Source organism: Mesorhizobium sp. J8, assembly GCF_016591715.1.
Classification (GTDB): Bacteria; Pseudomonadota; Alphaproteobacteria; order Rhizobiales; family Rhizobiaceae; genus Mesorhizobium.
Map to the genome: position 1 here is coordinate 4,981,831 of NZ_AP024109.1, position 20,805 is coordinate 5,002,635.

General features: G+C 61.1%; 19 protein-coding genes. 6 read left to right on the plus strand and 13 right to left on the minus strand.

The genetic code is table 11. The features are described 5' to 3' along the window. Positions 1–480 precede the first annotated feature (480 nt). Complete coding sequence (locus tag MJ8_RS23830; RefSeq protein ID WP_201411137.1) at positions 481–2,640, plus strand: amylo-alpha-1,6-glucosidase; 2,160 nt, start codon at positions 481–483, stop codon at positions 2,638–2,640. Positions 2,641–2,956: 316 nt separating this feature from the next. Here MJ8_RS23830 and MJ8_RS23835 read toward each other — a convergent pair whose 3' ends face one another. Together MJ8_RS23835 and MJ8_RS23840 are read right to left on the minus strand one after the other, a co-directional pair. Then, positions 2,957–3,451, minus strand: a complete 495-nt coding sequence (locus MJ8_RS23835; protein WP_201415568.1) for an RES family NAD+ phosphorylase — start codon at positions 3,449–3,451, stop codon at positions 2,957–2,959. 11 nt (positions 3,452–3,462) lie between these two features. Then, positions 3,463–3,813 (minus strand): antitoxin Xre/MbcA/ParS toxin-binding domain-containing protein, encoded by a 351-nt coding sequence (locus MJ8_RS23840; RefSeq protein WP_201411138.1) that lies wholly within the window; start codon positions 3,811–3,813, stop codon positions 3,463–3,465. Between the two features lie 254 nt (positions 3,814–4,067). Between MJ8_RS23840 and MJ8_RS23845 the strand changes: the two genes are divergently transcribed. Further along, entirely contained in the window at positions 4,068–4,736 is a 669-nt protein-coding gene (locus MJ8_RS23845; protein ID WP_201411139.1) for a DUF1236 domain-containing protein, read from the plus strand. Positions 4,737–6,452: 1,716 nt separating this feature from the next. Here MJ8_RS23845 and MJ8_RS23850 read toward each other — a convergent pair. Next, a protein-coding gene (locus tag MJ8_RS23850; RefSeq protein WP_201410559.1) for an IS630 family transposase occupies positions 6,453–7,401 on the minus strand; the annotation gives its coding sequence in 2 pieces (ribosomal slippage) (positions 6,453–7,064 and positions 7,066–7,401; 948 coding nt in all). A gap of 227 nt (positions 7,402–7,628) precedes the next feature. Here MJ8_RS23850 and MJ8_RS23855 point away from each other — a divergent pair. Beyond that, positions 7,629–7,820, plus strand: coding sequence for a hypothetical protein (locus MJ8_RS23855; protein WP_041005256.1), 192 nt, complete (start codon positions 7,629–7,631; stop codon positions 7,818–7,820). Positions 7,821–7,899: 79 nt separating this feature from the next. Here the strand turns inward: MJ8_RS23855 and hxsA are convergent, their stop codons facing one another. The 4 genes from hxsA to MJ8_RS23875 are packed head-to-tail and all read right to left on the minus strand — an operon-like array spanning position 7,900 to position 11,235. Then, complete coding sequence (gene hxsA / locus MJ8_RS23860) at positions 7,900–8,451, minus strand: His-Xaa-Ser repeat protein HxsA (RefSeq protein ID WP_201411140.1); 552 nt, start codon at positions 8,449–8,451, stop codon at positions 7,900–7,902. Beyond that, a complete protein-coding gene (gene hxsC, locus MJ8_RS23865) occupies positions 8,448–9,557 on the minus strand; it encodes a His-Xaa-Ser system radical SAM maturase HxsC (RefSeq protein ID WP_201411141.1) in 1,110 nt (369 codons plus the stop codon). Before hxsC ends, hxsA begins: the two co-directional genes overlap by 4 nt. Further along, positions 9,554–10,963, minus strand: coding sequence for a His-Xaa-Ser system radical SAM maturase HxsB (gene hxsB / locus MJ8_RS23870; RefSeq protein ID WP_201411142.1), 1,410 nt, complete (start codon positions 10,961–10,963; stop codon positions 9,554–9,556). Before hxsB ends, hxsC begins: the two co-directional genes overlap by 4 nt. Next, positions 10,960–11,235 carry a hypothetical protein gene (locus MJ8_RS23875; RefSeq protein ID WP_201411143.1) on the minus strand — a complete coding sequence of 92 codons (276 nt, stop codon included), beginning with the start codon at positions 11,233–11,235 and terminating at the stop codon, positions 10,960–10,962. The genes hxsB and MJ8_RS23875 overlap by 4 nt, the downstream gene beginning before the upstream one ends. 523 nt (positions 11,236–11,758) lie before the next feature. Here MJ8_RS23875 and MJ8_RS23880 point away from each other — a divergent pair. Continuing rightward, the gene (locus MJ8_RS23880; protein WP_225248014.1) at positions 11,759–12,139 is read left to right on the plus strand and encodes an EF-hand domain-containing protein; all 381 of its coding nucleotides are present in this window, start codon (positions 11,759–11,761) and stop codon (positions 12,137–12,139) included. Positions 12,140–12,337: 198 nt separating this feature from the next. On the opposite strand, the gene MJ8_RS32580 is transcribed toward MJ8_RS23880, so the two are convergent. The 5 genes from MJ8_RS32580 to MJ8_RS23900 form a co-directional block, all read right to left on the minus strand. Next, positions 12,338–12,469 carry a hypothetical protein gene (locus MJ8_RS32580; protein WP_263649254.1) on the minus strand — a complete coding sequence of 44 codons (132 nt, stop codon included), beginning with the start codon at positions 12,467–12,469 and terminating at the stop codon, positions 12,338–12,340. Positions 12,470–12,480: 11 nt separating this feature from the next. Further along, positions 12,481–15,090, minus strand: a complete 2,610-nt coding sequence (locus MJ8_RS23885; protein ID WP_201411145.1) for a TRAP transporter permease — start codon at positions 15,088–15,090, stop codon at positions 12,481–12,483. Between the two features lie 87 nt (positions 15,091–15,177). Beyond that, on the minus strand, positions 15,178–16,128 hold the full coding sequence (locus MJ8_RS23890; protein ID WP_263649711.1) for a TAXI family TRAP transporter solute-binding subunit: 951 nt from the start codon (positions 16,126–16,128) through the stop codon (positions 15,178–15,180). A gap of 62 nt (positions 16,129–16,190) precedes the next feature. Next, the gene (locus MJ8_RS23895; RefSeq protein WP_201411147.1) at positions 16,191–17,537 is read right to left on the minus strand and encodes an aspartate aminotransferase family protein; all 1,347 of its coding nucleotides are present in this window, start codon (positions 17,535–17,537) and stop codon (positions 16,191–16,193) included. After that, a complete protein-coding gene (locus tag MJ8_RS23900; protein WP_201411148.1) occupies positions 17,534–18,418 on the minus strand; it encodes a MurR/RpiR family transcriptional regulator in 885 nt (294 codons plus the stop codon). The genes MJ8_RS23895 and MJ8_RS23900 overlap by 4 nt, the downstream gene beginning before the upstream one ends. Positions 18,419–18,476: 58 nt before the next feature. Here MJ8_RS23900 and MJ8_RS23905 point away from each other — a divergent pair, with 58 nt between their 5' ends. Beyond that, positions 18,477–19,355, plus strand: coding sequence for a 3-keto-5-aminohexanoate cleavage protein (locus MJ8_RS23905; RefSeq protein ID WP_225248015.1), 879 nt, complete (start codon positions 18,477–18,479; stop codon positions 19,353–19,355). A 125-nt stretch (positions 19,356–19,480) separates the two neighbouring features. Here the strand turns inward: MJ8_RS23905 and MJ8_RS23910 are convergent, their stop codons facing one another. Continuing rightward, a complete protein-coding gene (locus MJ8_RS23910) occupies positions 19,481–20,065 on the minus strand; it encodes a sigma-70 family RNA polymerase sigma factor (protein ID WP_201411149.1) in 585 nt (194 codons plus the stop codon). Between the two features lie 367 nt (positions 20,066–20,432). Here MJ8_RS23910 and MJ8_RS32095 point away from each other — a divergent pair, with 367 nt between their 5' ends. Further along, positions 20,433–20,684 carry a hypothetical protein gene (locus MJ8_RS32095; RefSeq protein WP_210345613.1) on the plus strand — a complete coding sequence of 84 codons (252 nt, stop codon included), beginning with the start codon at positions 20,433–20,435 and terminating at the stop codon, positions 20,682–20,684. The last annotated feature ends 121 nt before the right edge of the window (positions 20,685–20,805 follow it).

Consider the following 20,805-nt stretch of genomic DNA (forward strand, 5'->3'; position numbering starts at 1 on the left):
TTCGCATCGTCTGCTTCAGACGCATGACGGCCTCCAGCACCTCACCTGCCATGCCCGCTTCCAGGCAGAAGCCAAGTTTTCTCAATGGCCGAGATAGAGGCGCAGTACTCCGTTCACTTCAGGATCGAAAGGTCTGAGTCTGCAGGCAACTAATAAGTGAGCTAGCCTGCGTCGGAACCCCGATAGGGATGATGCCGTCGTGCGGGAAGCAATCGGCGATTCGGATATCCGCTCCCGACAGTACCGACTCCGTCTCCAAGATTGGAAATCGATTGCTCGATGCAAGGCCGACAGCGATCCGCGCATGCAGCTTCAATCGCATCGTCACCATCGATCCGCACATGGCCGTTGCTGCCGATCGCTTCCGGTTGCGCTCCACGCGGGGCTTAATGATCAGCCCGACCTTCAAACAGGCTCGGCTTGCCGGGTACCAGAGACGCGCCAGATACTTACCCGTCAACTCCAATTGTGCACCTTGTAATGAGCCTTAAGATTGCGATCGGTCCGCCGCGCCTGGCCATCAATCACGGTATCAACTTTTTGGTGACAGAGCAGGACGGCCAGATCGAATGGCCCACCCATCAAGGCCTGTACGCCTCCGACACCAGGCTCGTATCCAGTTGGCAATTGTTCGCAAACGGCGAAAGCTGGGATTTGCTCAACTCCGGAAACATCGCCCATTTCGCAGCCAAGATTTACCTCGTTAATCGCGCCTTCGTGACCGAGGCCGGGCCGGTACCGGCCAGCGACCTTGGGCTGATAATCGGCCGGGCCATTGACCAGGGAGGACTGCACGAGGATCTGGACCTTGTGAACTATGGTCGTGACACTATCCAGTTCAACCTGGAGCTCGGGATCCGGAGCGATTTCGCCGATCTCTTCGAGGTCAAGGCCGGCACGATAGTGCGTCGCGGCAGGATCGTGACCGAATGGGACGACCGGCATTCGCGGCTTCGGACGTCTTACGTCAACCAAGATTTTCGGCGCGAAATCGCGATTGCCATTCGAAAAACGCTCACGAAGCCTGTCTACGCCAACGGGCGGATCAGCTTCGACATCAAGATTGAACCAGGCGCAACCTGGCATGCATGCCTTCTATATGACTTCGGAAAGGATCGTACGACGTCTCATGCTCCTCGCACTTGCGTTGACCGATCCCTAAAATCGAAGACCGCCAAACAAGTGATGGACTGGGGCCGGAACGCGTGCAAGCTCAGTAGTTCGAACGACGAGTTTCGACAGTTCTATGTCCAGGCGATCGAGGACATGGCGGCACTGCGCCTTCCGATCGAGGGGACCGATGAATTGGAGTATGTTCCGGCTGCGGGTTTGCCCTGGTTCATGGGTCTGTTCGGCCGCGACAACCTGATCGCCTCGTTGCAGAATGCCCTGGTGTATCCGGACTTTGCTCGCGGCGCGCTGGACGTGTTGGGTCGATCTCAAGCCACGTCTCGCGACGACTACCGCGATGCGGAGCCCGGAAAGATCATGCACGAGCTTCGGATAGGAGAGCTTGCGCATTTCCATCTCATTCCCCACACCCCTTACTACGGCACCGCCGACGCAACCCCTCTTTATTTGATCGTCCTCCACAATGCCTGGCGCTGTACGGGCGACGCCGGTCTGATTGATCGGCATTTGGAAACTGCCGAGAGATGCCTCGACTGGATCGACCGCTACGGCGATCGGGATGGGGATGGGTTTCAGGAATACGAAACGCGCTCGAAGCTCGGGTACGAGAACCAGAGTTGGAAAGATGCGGCCGATGCAGTGGTCTACCCGGATGGTACCCCTGTCAAGGGACCGAAAGCCCTCTGCGAGTTGCAAGGTTATGTCTACGACGCATGGCAACGCATGGCTGAAATCTATGACGTCAAAGGGGACCACGGTCGGGCCGGCAAGCTGAGAACCAAGGCCAAGAGGCTGTTCGACCGTTTCAACGACGTTTTCTGGGACGAGGCTCTCGGGTTTTATGCTTTCGCGCTGGATGGAGACAAGAAGCCGGTTTTGAGCATCGCTTCCAATCCTGGCCATTGTCTCTGGTCGGGCATCGTCCCTCGGGAACGAGCGGCGAAGGTGGTAAAGAGGCTGATGGAGCCAGACATGTGGAGCGGCTGGGGCATTCGCACGCTTTCAGACCGTCATCCCGCCTATAATCCGAATTCCTATCAGAATGGCTCTGTCTGGCCGCACGACAACGGTTTGATCGCACTGGGCTTCCGACGGTACGGTTTCTCTGAAGAAGCCACCCGCATCGCCGGCGACGTCAGCGGAGCGGCGAGCTATTTCATGCAACATCGGATGCCCGAGCTTTACGCAGGATCATCGCGAACGCCGACGACATTTCCAGTGCAGTATAAGAGGGCCAACGTGCCCCAGGCCTGGGCTGCGGGTTCCTGCTTTGCATTTCTACAGGCAATCATCGGCTTCCAGCCGGACGCGCCCAACGGCAAGCTCTACCTCGACCCCAAGTTGCCAGATTGGATGCCCGACCTCAGGCTGAAAAACATGCGCTTCGGAAAGCACCGGCTCGACATTCAATTCTGTCTGGAGAATTCCGTCACGCAGTGGAAGGTCACAGCTGGCGACCCCACGTTGGTGGTGGAGCGGAGCTGTGCAAGTTGCGACCACTTGACGTGAGCCGGACTCCCGGCGAATTGAGGGAGCCTGAGGCTAAATAGGAAAATGCCATCTGGCGCCGAGACAAGCTCTATCCACAGCTTGAACTGCGTTGCGCAACGCTTAGAAGGGGCGCCCTTCTGGACCGTTTGCTTGCGGGGCGACCGTCCGCAGGATCTGTTTGCTAAGAACCGGTTGCCGGACGATCTGTAGAAGGTGCTTTCCGAACGGATACTGGACGCCGAGCTGGCAAAGGATGGCTTTCCAGGCAAGCCACAACACGCAGGCTCCAGGTGCCGCGGCGCCGCCGCGCCAACGCGGGCAGCGGCCAGCTGGATCAACCGAGCCGGTGCTCGTCGTCGATCAGCTCGAGCCTAGATGGAGCAGCGTGACCCCATCGCCACAGAACGAGATTCAAGTCGCCGATTGCCGCGCCTTTGGCGAAGCTCGGCACGAGCAGGCCATTATAGCCTTGCGCGACCAGCTCACGGGCAAATCGCTGCGTATGCGCCTCGCCATGGTCTCTCATCTGATCGCGCCATGTCGGGTCGGCGAGAACGGTCGCATCGAGACCCATTGCTACAAGAGCAGTGCCGTCGCGCGCATCGAAGACGCCCTCGATCTCGGCACGATAAGCGACCAGCGTCGTCGGCTGCAGATCGCCAACCTGGTTGGCTTCGCGCAAAGCTGTCAGGACGGAGGTAGATGCATACAGCGCCGGCATTCCCTTTGGGTTGAAACGCCCTCCATAGAGTTCGGCACCGCGTCCCGACATTGGCTCGCGGGCATATACCGGATTAAGCGCGCGGTAGAGCCGGCCCGAATAGGTGATGGCGCCGACCGTCAGGCGTAAATCCCCGCATCGACCGCGTCGATGAAGTCGAGGACCTCGTTGGCGCGGCCCTCCCGAACGAGTTGCATAGCCGTCCGCCCCGAAAATCCCGGCAGCGGCTCGGACCGATACCAGGCATAGGATATGAGCGCGGAGCCAAATCGCGGCTCGACCTTGTTCACGATTTCTACCATTTCGCGCAGGCGGCGCTGCGTCTTGTCTGAGCGCACCCGCTCCCGGCGCTGGACCGCGTCTTTGCCCAGACCAGCGGTACGCGCGATCTCCTCGCTCGTAGTGCGGAAAGCGTGCGCAATCTTCTTGGGTGCGAACAACCCGTCATCCACATATTGTGCCAGACCCATCGCAGCACCTCCGTACAGTGCCGAAAACCATGACGCTATATAGCGCCAGTTTTGCTGGCGTTTCAAGTGCTGCCCGGCTTCTGCCGGGACGATGGTTTGTTCCAGCGGTCGGACTTCAACGGGCTATGCTTCCCCGCGCGGCGGTGCGTGAAGCCATGCTGATGGCATCCGGTCGTTGCAGCATTCGCCAGCGGAACGCACACGGCTCTTCGTCGTTTTTGGCTCTGAAGGGAACCATGAAATGGAGACAGATCATGAGAAGGCTTTTGTTACCTGCAGTGGCAGGCGCGCTTGTCGCCCTGTCTGGCGCAGCTTTTGCCGACACTCCCGTGTCCGCCGCTACAAACCTTAACGTTCGCGCTGGTCCGGGCTCTCAATATCCGGTGATTGGGGTGCTGCGGGCGGGCCAGACGGCCACACTGAACGGCTGCCTGCAAAATTCGAAATGGTGCACCATCGCCGAGGCCGGCGGTCAAGGCTGGGTCTATTCCGATTACGTCACGGCGAATTTCGGCGGCAACCGGGTCGTCTTGACCGAGCGGCCTGCCAATTCCGGCATCGCGGTCGTGAAACCGCCTCGCAATCAGGCGAATGCCGGAGCCGTCGCCGGCGGCGCCACCGGAGCGATCGCCGGCGCCATCATCGGTGGTCCAGTTGGCGCTGCTGTGGGCGGCGCGGCGGGCATCGTCGGCGGCGGTGCGGCTGGCACCGTGATCACTCCCCCCGAACAGGTGCGCACTTACATCAGCGAGCACCGGGTCAAGCCTGTTTACCTCCAAGGCAAGGTAGTGACCGGCACGACGCTGCCTGCGACGGTAGCCCTGCAGAAGATCCCAAACTACCGGTACCGCTATGTCTATGTGAACAACCGACCGGTGCTGGTTGAGCCGTCGACGCGGCGCATCGTTTATGTGGAAGGCTGAACGTGCCAATCGGCAAGCAAAATAGTGTGACAGCACGGGAGCGGTCTCGACCCCGAGCCGCCCGCTAGACGCTGGAGGCGCCGCCGTCCCAAGCCTGCTTATTGCCAACGGGATGGCAGCGTTCTCCGCTCCCTGAAATCAAGCGCTTCGGGCCTCGAGTTGCGGGATCCGGCAGGCCGGTGTCAGCCGAGCGGCACCGTGCGCTCGCTGGGCCGAGGATCGCCTCGAAGCTCATGCCTCGCATTCGAGAGATTTGTGGTGAGCAATAGCGATAACGCTGTCTCTGGAAATTCGAGTGACAGCGATGCCTCGGCCAGGTGGTCCTCGACGACCCAGTCGCCGGGCTAAATTGTCGACATGCGGGTACTGCTCCTCCCAAGGGGGGGGGTTGGACTTCTGGCGACACGAGAGGCTGGAAAAGAGCCGGCCTTAAGCCGCGTCGCAATCCGAACCTTCCGGCGGCAGGCGCAGCGGCTGTCAGGCTTCGCCGAGATCTCCGGCCGCCAGATCGATCCGCCTTGCGTGGAGAGCCCGCGGCGCGGACGGCCGCCGGCGATCTCGATATTCGGCCATCGTCATCCCCTTGTGATGCCGGTCGCGGCGATGCCGCGCACGAAATAGGGCTTCACAAGGCTAGGAAGAAGCTGTCGACAGCGTCGCTACGACCGCGGGCACAGCCAAAGTCGCCAGATCGACCGCAAACCCGCGCCCCGGCAGGCCGCGCTTTGTGAGCGGCAAGACGATAGAAGCAGAAGCGGCCCCAGCCAGCCGCCAACCTCCCACCCGATGTCCCCGCGCGGTCCTCCCGGTCACGTTCCGTTCTCAAAAGAGTTGATTATCAGTACCAGCTAATGCCTGCTATGGTTAACACAGAGCCTGCAGTCGGCTTTGTCCCTCACCTACCCTCGTCTCTCCGGGGTTCTGCTGCGAGGCTTTCATGAAAGAGGGCCGGTCGTTGCCCTAGCGGCCGGCCCGCTTTCTCTTCATGCATAATCTGCTATCCTCCCGCCAGCTCGCCACTGGGGGTGCCCTCCTTGACGGAGCCGCGGGCTCGGAGGGTCGGGTTGTCAACACGATTCGGCCCTCGTCCGCTTCACACAGACCTTCGTTGATTTCCCGCGGCCCTTGACCCAACGGCAGGTGCTTGGTTTAGAGTGGAGTTTAGTCTGGTGGACGTTCTCCCAGCGAAATTCCCTCTGGGAACATCCCTTTCGGGCGAGTTCCCCCCATGAGACCGTCCTGCTGGATGCGGCTGCACAAGGTCCACGCTTGACCAGTCCGCGCAGACCTTTCGGCAGTTGGACGCAAACTCGTAGGAACTGAATCCGGTTCGGCTCAGCAAAAAGCAAAACCCGCCGCAGCTAATGAGCGCACGCGACGGGCTTTTCTGCGACGGAGAGAGCAGCTACACCTCGGCGGATCGACTGCATCTTCTAAATCGCCACGCCGTGAATTCGTTCCAGATTGGAACAGTTTGTGGTCGGCTAGGCCTCTCTGTTGACGTCCTACCGACGGAATTCCTATCCTGACCACCAGCCGGCGCGCGCTTAGGTGTCCCTAAACTCCTTGGAACGGTGCTGCGGGCTGTGAGGGTCGAGTCGCAGGGTAGACGATTCGGCCCTCATCCGATTTGATGATGATTGCCAATCACCCTCCGATAGCATGACAATCAGTCTCATTGCTGCGGCACCCCAGCGCCCCCGCGTCTAGAGTCTTTCATGTTTTGACGGAAGCGTATCCGGCGTTTTCGAAGTAGTTCTTGCATTCGGCTGCCTCGATGGCTTCGACGAGGTGGCCGATGTGTCGCCAAGTGTCCTCGACGGTGCGTTTCTGCGCCTGGCGCATCCAGTGCTTGATCTTGGCGAAGGCCTGCTCGATCGGATTGAGGTCCGGTGAGTAGGGCGGCAGGTACCAGAGCCTGGCGCCAGCGGCTTTGATCATCTGCCTGATGGCCGCCGACTTATGGCTGCCCAGGTTGTCCATGATGACGATGTCGCCGGGCTTCAGCACGGTGATGAGCTGCTGCTCGACATAGGCGCGGAAGCATTGACCGTTGATCGGTCCGTCGAAGACGCAAGGTGCCGCGAGCCGATCACAGCGCAGCGCGCCGAGGAAAGTCAGCGTGCGCCAATGACCATGTGGAGCCAGGCCGCGCAGCCGCTTGCCCTTCGGCCCCCAGCCGCGCAGGGGAGCCATGTTGGTCTTGATCCAGGTCTCATCGATGAAGACCAGGCATTGGGGATCGAGGCCGGCCTGCCAGGATCGCCATCGCTGGCGCCGACGGGCAATATCGGCACGTGCCTGCTCAAGGGCGAACAGCGTTTTTTTTGAAGCTTAGCCCTTCGCGGCGCAGGAACTGCCACACCGCATTGTGCGAGACCTTGACCCCGCGCGCGGCCAACTCGTCCTTCAGCCGATGTAGCGACAGATCAGAGGTCTGGTTGATCCGCTCCACGATGAAGGCTCGATGCGGTTCCAGAACCCGCTTACGGTGGCCACCCATCTTGCCCGGCGCCACCGAGCCGGTTGCCTGATGACGCTGCAACAATTTCACGGCTGTCGAATTTGCGATACCGAACCGCTTGGCGGCCGACCGGCGGCTCTCGCCACTCAAAACCGCCGCAACAACCCGCTCGCGTAAATCATCGGAAAGAGGTCGAACCATCAGATGCTGGCCTCCTATCCAGCCAGCATCTTGAATCACAAATCAGGCCGAGCGGGAATCCCCTCCGATTCAATCAAGCTATGAAACGCTCTAGTCCCCGCCGCTGCAAGCCCAAGCTCAAGCCCGGCAGCTCCCTGTCGGGCTTTTTCTTTTCCATCAATTTTTTTGCGGAACCAGATCCAAGGTTCAGATGTTGCGGCAGACCGGGGGCTGGAGGGAGCCAGCCAATGTCAGATGAGAACCAGGCGACATCGCTCATCAAAAGGCTCGTTGAACAAACCGGCATTACCGAGGCGCAAGCGCACGAACTTGCTCTCCTGATCGGCCTGAATTGGAATTCGCTGATGCGGGAGGCGAAGCTCATTGCGGCTGGGGCAAGGGCTGAGGTCGCCCGGATCGGGCCACTGGCCGAGGATTGACGGCTCAGGGAACGGAATTCCTATCCTCACCACCAGTCCGCCCGGGCGCATGCAGACTGACTCTGCAACGTGCGGGGACCTAGCGCGCTTCAATCCTCAGCGCAGTCAGCGTCTCCGGCGTGATCGTCCCGGTGACCTTGAGGGAGTAGTCCGCCTGCATGCGCAACAGCCCGGCTCTCAATTCAGGATTCATCTCGCCGTCTATCTCGCCGCTGTAGTAGCCGAATGCGAGTAGGGCGAACTGGACCTCCTGGACGATCTCCTTGAACTTGTAGGCATTGCCCGGGAGCGTCTTGAGCGGCGCAGGCGTCGGGGCGATCGCCGGTGCCTGGTAGCTCGGCGTCGGCGTCGAAGGGGCACTATACAACGGTGCCGGTTCGCTCGGCGCCGGCGGGACGTAGGAATACCCGCCCGTCGACGACCTATGGCTCGAGTGCGAGCTATGGCTGCTGTGACTGCTGTGGCTTCGATGTCCGGCAAGCGTATACAGGTGGTCGAGCTTGAAGATGTCGAAGAGTGATTTCGTCTTTCCGGAATCGCCGTCCAATGTCTTGGTCGGCAGCGCCTGCGCATTGGCTGGCAAGAATCCCGCCGCGAGCAGCGAAGGTATCGCGAAAAGCCGCTTCTTCATTGGATAGCCCCCAGTTTGCTATATCCGTGGTTCGCTGGATGCCACTCGAAAAATCCCCCGCACCGAGCCTTCACCGAGCATCCACTGCACTCATCTCGGTAGGCACGTTTCCAGTCAGAGATCGTCGCGGGTGCCAGACTGCGGTATGGCTCCGGTACGGTGCAGAGCGGGAAATTGTAAAGCCAGGCATCTATTCCCCGGCTCCGCACGAGATCGATCGAACGGCCGACGACGTCGAAGCCTTCCGAATTGTCGTAGAAGAGCGTCTTCCAGTTCATGCGGCCGAAGCCGATGTTCTCCATCTGCATGATCGCCCAGGTCCGGATGAACGGCAAAGTGGCGGCGATGAAGCTTGCGAGTTTAGGCAGCCCGTCCGCATTCGGACGCATTAGCACGGTGCGGAGCTCTACCTGGGCGCCCAGGCGGCACATGAGCGCGAGATTCTCCAACAGCTGCTCGTGCGCGCCGGCCTTCGCGACGATCTCGTCATGGACGGCGGCATCGCGGGAATAGAGGGGTATACCCCACACCACCCTGCCGCGATCGATGCGGCTCATCACTTCCCGGTCACCTTCGCCGAAATGTTGGCCGTTCGTCAGGACATGAAAAGAAAGGTCCGGACGTGCGAACAAGACCCGTTGCAAGAAATCGAAAAGCTGTCCCTTGAAAAGGGTTGGCTCACCGCCGGAAATGCCGATCGTCGCGCCTTCAGGAGCCAGCAACGCCGCGGTTTCGAAATATGGGAACAGGTCGACGTGGTGTCTCTTCGGCGGCTGGGAGCACATCAGGCAGACCTGGTCGCAGCGCTCCGTCACAAGGAACGTGTTGTGTCGCGAGGAACTGCGGATGAGGCGATCCGCGGTTCCGCGTCGCGGGTTCACGAGCAGCACGTCTCCATCGACCTTGGCAGGATCGATGCCAAGAATTCGTATCGGACCGCCCTCGCCGACATAGTGGGCGCCTTCCGGACCGATGCGGTCCAGCACCACGTCGAAAGGGCTCACTTGCCCAGTCTTCGGTTCGCGGCCATCGGCCTCAAGCGAGCGAAGCCGGACCACAAAAGGCTGGTCAGCGTTTGCCTCCACCTTGATGCGCAAGGGTATCATTGGTGTCTGGGCGCCATGCTGTCGTCCCAGCGGCCGAGCCCGAGCCAGGCGGCCAGGGAAGCGCGCGCCGGCTCGTCATTTCGGTAGAGGACCTCGAAGACCTTGTCGAAGAGCGACAAGTGGCGGCCGCAGAACCATGTGTCAGGCCGCGGAACGTCAATCCGGCCATACCGGGAGATGTCGTCGATCGCGTCAGTGCCGCAGAACGGCTGGAAGGCGCAGTGGATGCAATCCGGATCGAAGTGGTTGAATGCCGCCGAATTGAGAAGGTCGACCTTCGCCCGGTCGATGCCAGTTCCGATGTCACCAATGCTGAGATCGATGCGGCCGATCCTGGACAGCATCCGGGCTTCGTCAGTCGGATAGAAACGGCCATCGTGATCTATCACGACATAGTCGGAGGCGAAGAAGTTCGGGTTGCGTATGTCGACGTGGTTGTCGGCATCGAACCGCAGCACACGCTTCAGGCACTGGCTGAAGTAGTACTCTTCCATGAAGCGTCCGGTCCGACGGTTGCGGGCGATGAGGAGGTCGATGAACTCGGAATGGAGACGATTCCAGCGCGCGAGGACGTTGTCGCCTTGCTGAATCTTGCGCGCGAACCCTTGATAGTTCATCGGGCGCAGATACACGGACCGGATTCCATAGCGCTCGTAATTGTCCAGCAGCGCGTTGAAATCCGGCGGGTCGGCTACATCCACCGTGGGCAGGGCCGAGATCTTCCCTTCCGGATAGCGGGAAACGGCCGCCTCGAGATTCCGAAGGAAAACATCGGTGGCCGCACTGCCGTGGGTCCGCTGACGCTCATGCGTGGTCCGGTCTCCGTCCAGCGACGTACTGATGAATGTGTCATCCGCCTCCAGGAAAGCCCATGAACGCTCGTCCAGTGCCTGCAGGTTCGTGCAGACGACGAATTGAGATTGCGGAAACCTTCCGCGGCAGAAATCCCGAACCGCCTCCAGGAGATCGATCCGAAGCAAGGGCTCGCCACCCTGGAATTCGATCTTGACATCCGGACCGTCCAACCGGCCAAGGAACGAAAGGACGCCGTCAAGGGTCTCGACCGACCAGTCGAAGCCGCGAGCCGTCTCGGCAACCCGGGAGACCTGGCAGTAACCGCAAGCAAGATTGCACCTAAGCGTCGGCACGAGGATGACGTAGTTCATTCTCGTCGGCCTCGCCTGCCGCCGCGCCCACCTGTAGGCGAACGATGTCCAGGGGAGATCGAACTCGCGATCGAAACCGTGATTGCCTTCCCTTAGAAAGCTTTCGTCGACGGTAGTCAGGCTACCGGCGGCGTAGCGATCCAGGAAGCCGTGGCTCGACTTGAAAAATCCGCCCGCATCGTCGCAGAACAATACCGAACCGTCCGGCATGTCGCGGAACTTCAGCGGCCAGACGTTCATGACGTGGTGACCGCGGCGACGAGCGCCTGGCGCATCGTCAGAGTTTCCGTATAGATTTTCTCGCGATAGAGGAAGTGCAGAACATCTTTGCGAAACTGATCTTCGGCAATGCAGCCGGATGACCTTACTGAGATTTCACCGTCTTGCCTCGCGATGCGGCAAGCGGGGTAAAGTACCCGCAGCCGAAGCATCGCGGCATCGGCATATTTCCCGAACTGTAGCGGAATCTCCACCACAACGTCGACATCAGTAGCGTCTGGCAATTTCGTCATGTCCCCACCCGTGGAGATAATGCGCGGGTCGGAATAAACAATCAACGGGATATTTGAGAGACGCTTTCAGAGCCGATTTCACTTGCGGCGTTTTCGAATTCCCGGCTCCAGCCCGTACTTGCAAGGTCCGCTATAACACCCGTTTCAAGTATCAGCGTTCCAAACGAGGACGTCACAACGAGCTACCTGACGCTCCGGATCTCGATCGCTCTGCCCGTGTTTGCCCAACCCGCCCTTCATGCCCTGTTGCCGAAGAACACCGGCCGGAACAATCGAGCACACCGCCAGTTTGGGCAGCCCAATGCGCTTGAGGCAGACCACGGCCAACCAAATGGAGCATGTCATGAGATTCCCTCGCTGCACGACGGCTGCGGCCGCCGTTCTTGTTTTCGCTACGTTCCCTGCTCTCGCCCAGACGAACGGAACCCCTGCCCCTACCCCGGCGACCGAACAGCCTGGCGCCGGACAGTTGCCGGATGTGAACGGGCAAGCGGGAGGCCCAACGCGTGAAATGATCCGCCGGATGATTGACCAGGCCATCCAGGAGCGGATGCAGCAGGATCGAAGCTCTGAGGTGGCCAACAATCGTCAAGACGAGGATGACAATGCTCAGGACAGCGCAGATCGTAATGGCGCCCCCTGGCATAAAAGCCGTTATGGCGGACCGTCCGGCGAGCACAGGATGGCTGGACACCATGGCCCGCGTATGATGATGCGCGGGGCCGGAATGCGACTGATGTTCGCGTTCTTGGACACCAATGGCGACGGATCGTTGTCCGAGAACGAGGTTCAGGATGCTGTTGGGCGCATCTTCTCTGCAATCGACCAGAATGGCGACGGGAAGGTCGACATGGACGAGATCCAGTCCTTCTTGCACGGCTCTGACGGCGAAGACATGCAGTAGGAGATCTGACGGCGACCAGGCCGAGACGGCTCTTCGCGGGGGAGTAGTCGTGCCAATCTCGTCATGCCCGAGTTGGTCCTCGCCTGAGCTTCACGTGGAAACCCGCGAAAGGACACCTCCCAACGCCCGATCGCACGTCAAGGCCAGTGCAGGGGCGTAATCCGGATAGATCAGGTGTGACAACGCAGGACGGTGCCGTCAGGCCTGCCGATCGCCGGATTTGCCGTGATCGAAGCTGCTGACCTGGGCGACGCTATCGAGAAAATCTCGCAGGTTCGTTGCGCTGTCGCGCACGGCGTCGTTGAGGTAATGGCCATTGGAATAAAGCACATGGCAACGCCTCAGGGAGCGGCGCCAATTGGCAAGCCGGCCTGCTTTCGGCGTCTCTGTAGCCAGAAAACCAGACCGAACAGGCAAAGCGCGGGAAGCACGAACCAGTAGCGCGATGGACGGTCGTTTGGCACCATCACCCCGGTGATTTCGTCACCGGGCTGCAGCCCGAACTTCGCCGCCTGGCTCCCGAGCCGCACGATGCCGACCGTCATGGTATCACCCAGCTCACTGACGCTCAGTCCTGCGCGCTCCAGCCGCTCCGTGGCATTCTTGCCTTCGGCGAGATCGAGCCTGACCAGCTTTTCGATCTCGTCCCCATTGATGTTGACCGTCTTCAACCTTAGGCGAACCGCCTGCCCCGCCGGCGTCGCATCAACAGTCCGGTTCAACTGCGACACCGGTTTTTCAACAAAGGGCTCATCGACCAGATCGAGCCAGTAGCCGGGCCGGAACAGCGTGAAGCAGATCAGCAAGAGGGCTATGGCCTCGTACCACCGATTTCGAACAAGGAACCAGTTCTGCGTCGCTGCAACGAAGGCGATCATTGCAAGTGCGGATGTGCCTACGACGAGGACAAAATCCAGCGGTCCCTGCAGGTCGATCATAAGCAGGCCGTTGTTGAAGATGAAGATGAACGGCAACAGCCCCGTCCTGATTTCGTACTTGAATCCCTGAAAGCCGGTCTTCACCGGATCGGCGCCGGAAATCGCGGCTGCCGCGTACGCTGCAAGACCGACCGGAGGCGTCACGTCGGCCATCAGCCCGAAATAGAAGACGAAGAGGTGCACGGCCACCAACGGCACGGCCAGGTCGTTTTGTGCGGCGAGATCGACCATCACCGGAGCCATCAGTGTCGCGACGACGACATAGCTGGCCGTGGTCGGCATGCCCATGCCCAGAATGAGGCAGATAACGGCGGCGAACAGCAGCATGACCATGAAGCTGCCGGCCGAGATGAATTCGACAAGCTCTGTCATCACCAGCCCGACGCCGGTTAGGAGCACTGTGCCGACAATGATGCCGGCGGTTGCAGTGGCGATGCCGACCGTGGTCATGTTGCGCGCGGCGGCCGATAGCCCCTCGACCAGATCGACAAGGCCTTCCTGCCAACGCGGCGCCAGGCGGCGCTCCTTGCGGAAGAACGCCGTCAGCGGGCGCTGCGTGACGACCAGCGCCATCAGCGCTGCCGAACCCCAGAAAGCGGAGAGGCCAGGCGAGAGCTCCTCCACCATCAGGCACCAGATGAGGAGCACCACCGGTAGCAGGAAATGCAGGCCCGTTCGTGCCGTCTCACCGAAATGGGGTATTTCTCGAATGTCGCCTTTGAGGCTGTCCAGGGGCAGGTCGGGATGCTTTGCCCTGTAGGCGACAAGGCCGACATAGACGACGACAAGGGCTGCGACGATCATCCATGTCGCGGCGCTGCCGAAGACGGTCTTCGTCCACCCGATGCCATAGTAGACCAGCCCGGCCAGGATCACGAACGCGCATATGCCCATCAGCGAGCGCATGGCGCCTTGCAAGGCGGGATGACGGCTGCGCGAAGGCAGACCCTTCAATCCCATCTTCATCGCTTCGATGTCGACGATGTAGAAGAGCGAGCCGTAGGTGAGCAGCGCCGGAAAGAAGGCGTGCTTGACCACCTCGGCATAGGAAATGCCCACATATTCGGCGATGAGAAAGGCGGCCGCCCCCATCACCGGCGGCATGATCTGGCCGTTGACACCCGCCGCGCATTCGATGGCGCCGGCCTTGACCGGCGTGTAGCCGACACGCTTCATCAGGGGAATCGTGAAGGTGCCGGTGGTGACGACATTGGCGATCGACGATCCTGAAATCATTCCCGTCAGGCCAGAGGCCACGACGCCGGCCTTGGCGGGGCCGCCGCGGTACTTCCCGAGGACCGAGAAGGCAAGCAGGATGAAGTAGCCACCTGCCCCCGCTCGTTCCAACAGCGTTCCAAACAGGACGAACATGAAAACGACATTGGTCGAGACGCCGAGGGCAACGCCGAACACGCCTTCGGAGGTGAGCCACATCTGCGAGGCAGCGCGCGACAGCGTCGCACCCTTGTGCGCCAGCAGGCCCGGCATGTACGGCCCGACGAAGATGTAGATCAGCATCAGCCCGGCAATGATGGTGATGGCGGGGCCGACGGCGCGCCGGGCGGCTTCCATCAGGACGACGATGCCGACGATGGAGATGACGAGGTCCGCTGTCGTGGGAAGCCCGGGCCGCGTGGCGATCTCATTGTAGAATATGACCAGGTAAAGTGCCGCGGCCGCACCCGCGACGGCAAGCACCCAGTCGGGCAGCGGAACGCGGCTGCGCGAGGAGCTTTTGAAAGCGGGAAAGGTGACGAGTGCCAGGAACAACGCAAAGGCCAGATGGATCGCGCGCGCGATCCCGTCGCTGACGACGCCGAAGCCGAGCATGTATGGGATCGGCGAGGAGTACCAAAGCTGGAACAGCGACCAGGCCAGCGACACGGCCATAACAAGATGCGCGGCGAGTCCCGTCGGCTTGCGCCCGCCGGTATCGGCCTCCGCCACGATCTCATTGAGCTTGTCGAAGTCGACGTCTTCAGGCGCATCCGCCTGGCGGAACTGATCTGTCATCGCTCTCCCCTCGACCGGATTTTTTCATTCTGGTCGTTTCGGTTTGCGGCCGGGCTGCCGTCCAAGGCAGCCCTCCATGTCGAAGGTTCAGAGCCAGCCTTTCTCCTTGTAGTAACGCTCGGCGCCCGGATGCAGCGGCGCCGAAAGGCCGGCCTTGACCATCTCCTTCGGGTCGAGATTGGCGAAGGCCGGATGCAGCTTCTTGAAGTCGTCGAAATTCTCGAAAACCGCCTTGACCATTTCGTAGACCACGTCGTCCGGGGTCTTGGCGCTGGTCACTACGGTGGCGCGCACGCCGAACGTTGTCGTGGGATCTGGGTTGTTGGCATACATGCCGCCTGGGATGGTCGCGACGGAATAATAAGGATGCGCCTTGACGAGCGCATCCACGGCGGGCCCCGTCAGCGGAATGAGCTTGGCGCCGCACGCCGTGGTCGGATCCTGGATCGCGGCGGAGGGATGCCCAACGCCGTAGAAGAAGCCGTCGATCTTGTTGTCGCAAAGTGCGCTGCCCTGTTCGTCAGCCTTGAGCTCGGCGGCGAGCGAAAAGTCCTTCAGCGTCCAGCCCATCTGTTTCAGCAGCTCTTCCATCGAGGAGCGAGTGCCTGAGCCGGGATTGCCGACGTTGAAGCGCTTGCCCTTGAAATCCTCAAAGACCTTCACGCCGGCATCCGGACGCGCCAGCACGGTGAACGGCTCGGGGTGGACCGAAAAGACCGCGCGCAGGTCCTTGATTGCCTTACCGTCGAAATTGCCGGCGCCGTTATAGGCCTGGAACTGAACGTCTGATTGGGCAAGCCCGAAATCGAGATCGCCGGTAGCGATAGCGTTGACGTTGAAGACGGAGCCGCCGGTCGATTCGGTCGAGCAGCGTATGCCTGTCTTCTGCCGGTCCTTGTTCATGAGCCGGCAGATGGCGCCGCCCACGGCATAATAAACTCCAGTCACACCGCCGGTACCGATGGTGACGAATTTCTGCTCCGCAAATGAAGGTGTGGCCGCCAGCAGACATCCCGCCGTGGCGGCGGCTATCAACATTTTCAGCAAATGACGCATTCGACTTCCTCCTGGTGATGCCCCGGCCTTGCGCCGGGCTCTGGTCAGGCGCGCTCCGAAAAATCGGGAGCGCGCAAGGCTGCATCGACGGCATCGCCGAGCCGTTCGACGATGGCGTCGATGTCCTGGCTGGTGGAAATGAAGGGCGGCGCGAGCAGCACATGGTCACCGCGGGCGCCATCGATCGTGCCGCCCATCGGATAAACCATCAATCCGTTGTGCATCGCTTCGCGCTTGATGCGCGCGTTGAGTTTCAGCGCCGGATCGAAAGGCTCCTTCGAACCACGATCCGCCACGAGTTCGATCGCCTGGAACAGGCCGCGGCCACGAATGTCTCCGACATGATGATGATTGCCGAAACGTTCCCTCAGGCGCCGCTCCAGATGCAGGCCCGTCGCCCTGACGTTGTCGAGCAGATGGTCGCGGCGGATCACCTCCTGGACGGCAAGCCCAGCCGCCGCGGCCATCGGATGGCCCATATAGGTGTGGCCGTGCTGAAAGAAGCCGGATCCGTTCGCGAACGAGTCGAAGACATGCCGGCCGAGCAGCACGGCGCCGATGGGCTGATAGCCTCCGCCGAGTCCCTTGGCGATGGTCAAGAGATCGGGAGCGACGCCTTCCTGTTCACATGCGTGAAGCGTGCCGGTGCGGCCCATGCCGCACATCACCTCGTCCAGGATGAGCAGGACGCCGTAGCGGTCGCAAATCGCTCGGACGCGCTTGAGATAATCAGCCACCGGCGGCACGGCTCCGGCAGTCGCGCCGACCACCGTTTCGGCGACGAAGGCGATGACCTCGCCGGCGCCGAGTTCGAGTATCTTGTCCTCCAGGGCCTGCGCCGCCCGTGCCGCGTAGTCGGCGTTGCTTTCGCCGGGCAGCTGGTAGCGATAGGCGAAGCACGGATCGATATGGTGCGTTTGGATGAGCAGCGGCTGAAACTGCCGCCGCCGCCATTCATTGCCCCCTGCTGCGAGCGCGCCGAGCGTGTTGCCGTGATAACTCTGGCGGCGGGCAATCACGTGGCGGCGCTGCGGTTCGCCTTTCTCCACGAAATACTGCCGCGCCATCTTCAGCGCGGCCTCGACAGCCTCCGATCCGCCGCTGACGAGATAGACATGGCTGATACCAGCGGGTGCGTCTTCAACGAGGCGGTCGGCCAGCCGCTCGGCAATTTCGGTGGTGAAGAAACTAGTGTGCGCATAGGCAATGCGGTCGAGCTGATCACGCATGGCCGCAATGACACCTGGATGGCCATGGCCAAGGCACGAGACAGCCGCGCCGCCCGATGCGTCGATGTAAGCGCGGCCGTCGCTGTCGAATATGCGGATGCCCTTGCCGCCCACTGCGCGGGGGAGCGAGCCTTTGACGGTGCGGTGGAGCAGATGGGTCATTTCTTGCCCAGACGCGGTTTGAGGTGAACGTTGAGCGCGGCATGATGCTCATCGGTACGTCGCAGTTCCGCCAAGGCCTGCTCGCCGCCGTGGCCGGCAAGGAGCGCAGCTAGGATTTCCGCGACAGCAAAGGCCGGCGCCATGGTGTGGAAGAAGGACGGACTTTGCGTCGGCACGAGGATGACCTTCGTTGCGATCTGAGCGAGCGGCGCTACCTCGCTATCCGTGATCGCAACGAGGGGGACACCGCGCCTGGCGGCATATTCGGCGATCTCCACCGTCTGGCGCGTGTAGGGGAGCACGCTCGCCACCAGCAGCACGTCGTCGGGGGTGGCGCGGCCTATCGCATCGGCGCCGGTTCCGGCCACGCCGTCGAGCAGCACCGATCGATTGCCGACGAGCGAGAGGACGTAGTGCACGTGCCAGGCAACGGGGTGGCTGGAGCGCAGGCCGAGGCAATAGATCCGCCGCGCCGACGAGAGGCAACTCGCGGCCGCCACGATCTGATCCAGAACCTCCGGTCTCGAAAGCCGGTCGATATGGGCGGCGAGCGCATCCATCATCTCGGCGGCCTGGCCGCGATCGCCCCTGAGTTTCTGGCTGAGCACCTGGATCCCGGCTTTTCCGGCAAAGCCCTGGTATCCGCTTCGAACCGCTGCCGCGTAGGTATCGCGTATGACGTCGTAACCCTCGAAGCCGAGATGCTTGGCGAGACGCGTCATCGTGGCCGGCTGCACGCCTGCCCGCCGCGCCTGTTCGCGCATCGAAAGAAGCGCCACGTCGCTGGGATGGTCGAGCATGTAGCGCGCTGCGGCCTGCAACTGCGTCGACATGCCGTCGAACTCTGCGATGATGCGTTCCGTCAAAGGCCCCTGACCCATCAAGACAGTCTGGCGCGCTTCTATCCTGTTTGCAACAAGTGATTCACAAGTTATCGTAATGATCCAATTGTCTGGTCACGGCACGATGTCCCGATCCTCCGATAGGCCGGTTGCCATTGCCGTTGCGCCGAATGGCGGCCGGCGCACCAAGGCCGACCATCCGGCCTTGCCCATGACGCCTGCCGAGCTCGCTCGATCGGCGGCCGAATGCCTCGAGGCGGGCGCGTCAATGATCCACCTGCACGTGCGCGACCGGCACGGCCAGCACATTCTCGATCCTGACGCCTATCGGGCTGCCATTCTTGCCGTTCGCCAGGCGGTCGGCGATGCGATGGTGGTGCAGATCACAAGCGAGTCGCTTGGCGCATACGAGGCCGGAAAGCAGATGGACGTGGTGCGACAGACCAAGCCCGAGGCGGTGTCGCTCGCGCTGCGTGAGCTTGTGCCCGGCAGAGATGCCGAGTCAGACTTTGCGGCGTTCCTCGCTTGGCTGAAGCGTGAAAGCATAGCGCCGCAGATCATCCTTTATGAGCCCGGCGAGGCTTTGTATCTGTTCGACATGCACCGGCGCGGCCTGATCCCCTGGGACCACATTCCCGTGCTTTTGGTTCTCGGCCGCTATACGGCGTCACAGCAGTCTGCCCCGAACGATCTGCTGCCGTTTCTTTCGCCCGGCATTCCACGCTTCCGGTCGTTCATGGTCTGCGCCTTCGGCCGTGACGAGGCTGCCTGCGTATGCGCGGGAGCATTGTTTGGTGGAGACGTCCGGGTCGGGTTCGAAAACAATCTCCTACTGCCGGACGGTTCCATGGCGGCATCGAATGCGGTTCTGGTCCATACCGTGACGCAGCAGCTGCGGGGATTTGGCCGCTCAATCGGGTCCGCCGCCTCGTTGCGCCACGACTGGGAGGCTGGAGACGGCGACGAACAGCCTTGAAAGGCATTGTCGGGCCACTCTGCTTCGGTCGCAAAGACGGGGCACTCCCGAAGCGAAGGCGCTCAATCTACTCGGCCTGAATTGGGCCTGGTTTTGACGAGAGAGGGCAAGCCAATGAGGGAAGGTCAGCGCAGGTGGGTTTCGGCGGTCTTGCTGTCTTGCGCGCCAGTATCCCAATGGTCGTCTGAAAATTGACGCCGGCGCTCGATCAGCGCCTGAGGCGAGCTTTCCCCGAGCGACTCCAGAACACCCGCACGGGCACGGTTAAGGCGGCTTTTGACCGTGCCGATGGCACAACCGCAGATCTCCGCGGTCTCTTCGTAGCTGACGCCCAGCACGCCGATCAGCATCAAAACCTCACGCTGCTGCGAGGGCAGCTTCTGGATGGCTTGATGCACTTCCCTGCTTTGGACGGACCACTCCTGGGACGGTTCCGAAATCGGCCGGCTGGAGGCGCATTCGAGCAGCCCGGGCGTCTCCCGCGCCGCGGCTTTGATGCGCGTAAAATGCGTGTTGCGCATGATCGTAAACAGCCAGGACTTCAGGCGCGTGCCCGGCTCGAACTTGTCCTGGTTGGCAAGTCCCTTGGCCAATGTCTCCTGGACGAGATCGTCGGCGTCGTCGGGCACCCGACAGAAAGTTCGCGCAAAAGCCCGCAAGGCAGGAATAAGATCGACGACGGAGATCTCACCGCCGTCAGGGTTCGGCAAATTATGCTCTCTAGGTGACAATTTTCCGGACCCAGCAAACAGGAGTGGATGAGATGCAGACTAGGGAAAATGCCTGAGAAAGAGGAACGTTCCTAAGTTTCACCGCCTTCGCGCAGGTTTGACTGAGACGATCGGGCGGAAAGAAATTAATCCGTCGTTATAGGTATTATGCAATTTTTCCGGAAATTATATGGAAGCAGAATGAGGGATTTTTCAATATTCGAAACTTGTACTTTTTGTCTCTAAAGAAGCGCCCGTTACGGTCGGGAGCGAGACTTGCCGAAACCTCTAGCGCCTGCCCGAAAGCCGCGTAGCCGGTTGCGGCTGCTCTTCCGGCGCAGACCGATCAGACGTTGTTTGCCCGCACTTGCCGCAGGGTGAGGTCGCGGTTGCCGCAATTCGTCGTTGCGCAGTGTTCCTCTCCAAGACCAGTTCCGCCTTCTCGGCGGGAGAGAAGCTGGTCGCCGTCATCACGCGCTACTACAAAAAGGAACAAATCCGTGAACACGGCCTGGTCGGCCTGGAGTTGCCCAACTCGTGCCACATTGAAGGGTCCATTTTTTATTCCCTGCAAATGCCTCCAAGGCTTTGCAAGAAAATGACAATTTTCGATTTATGAGCGGGAGGTATCCATGATTCCTGCGGGTATTCGCGCGCCCTTTTCGATCCCGACACCCTGTATCACAGCAGCCCTGATCGCAATCGGTCTCGCTTCAACCGCACCCCAGGCATACGCACAG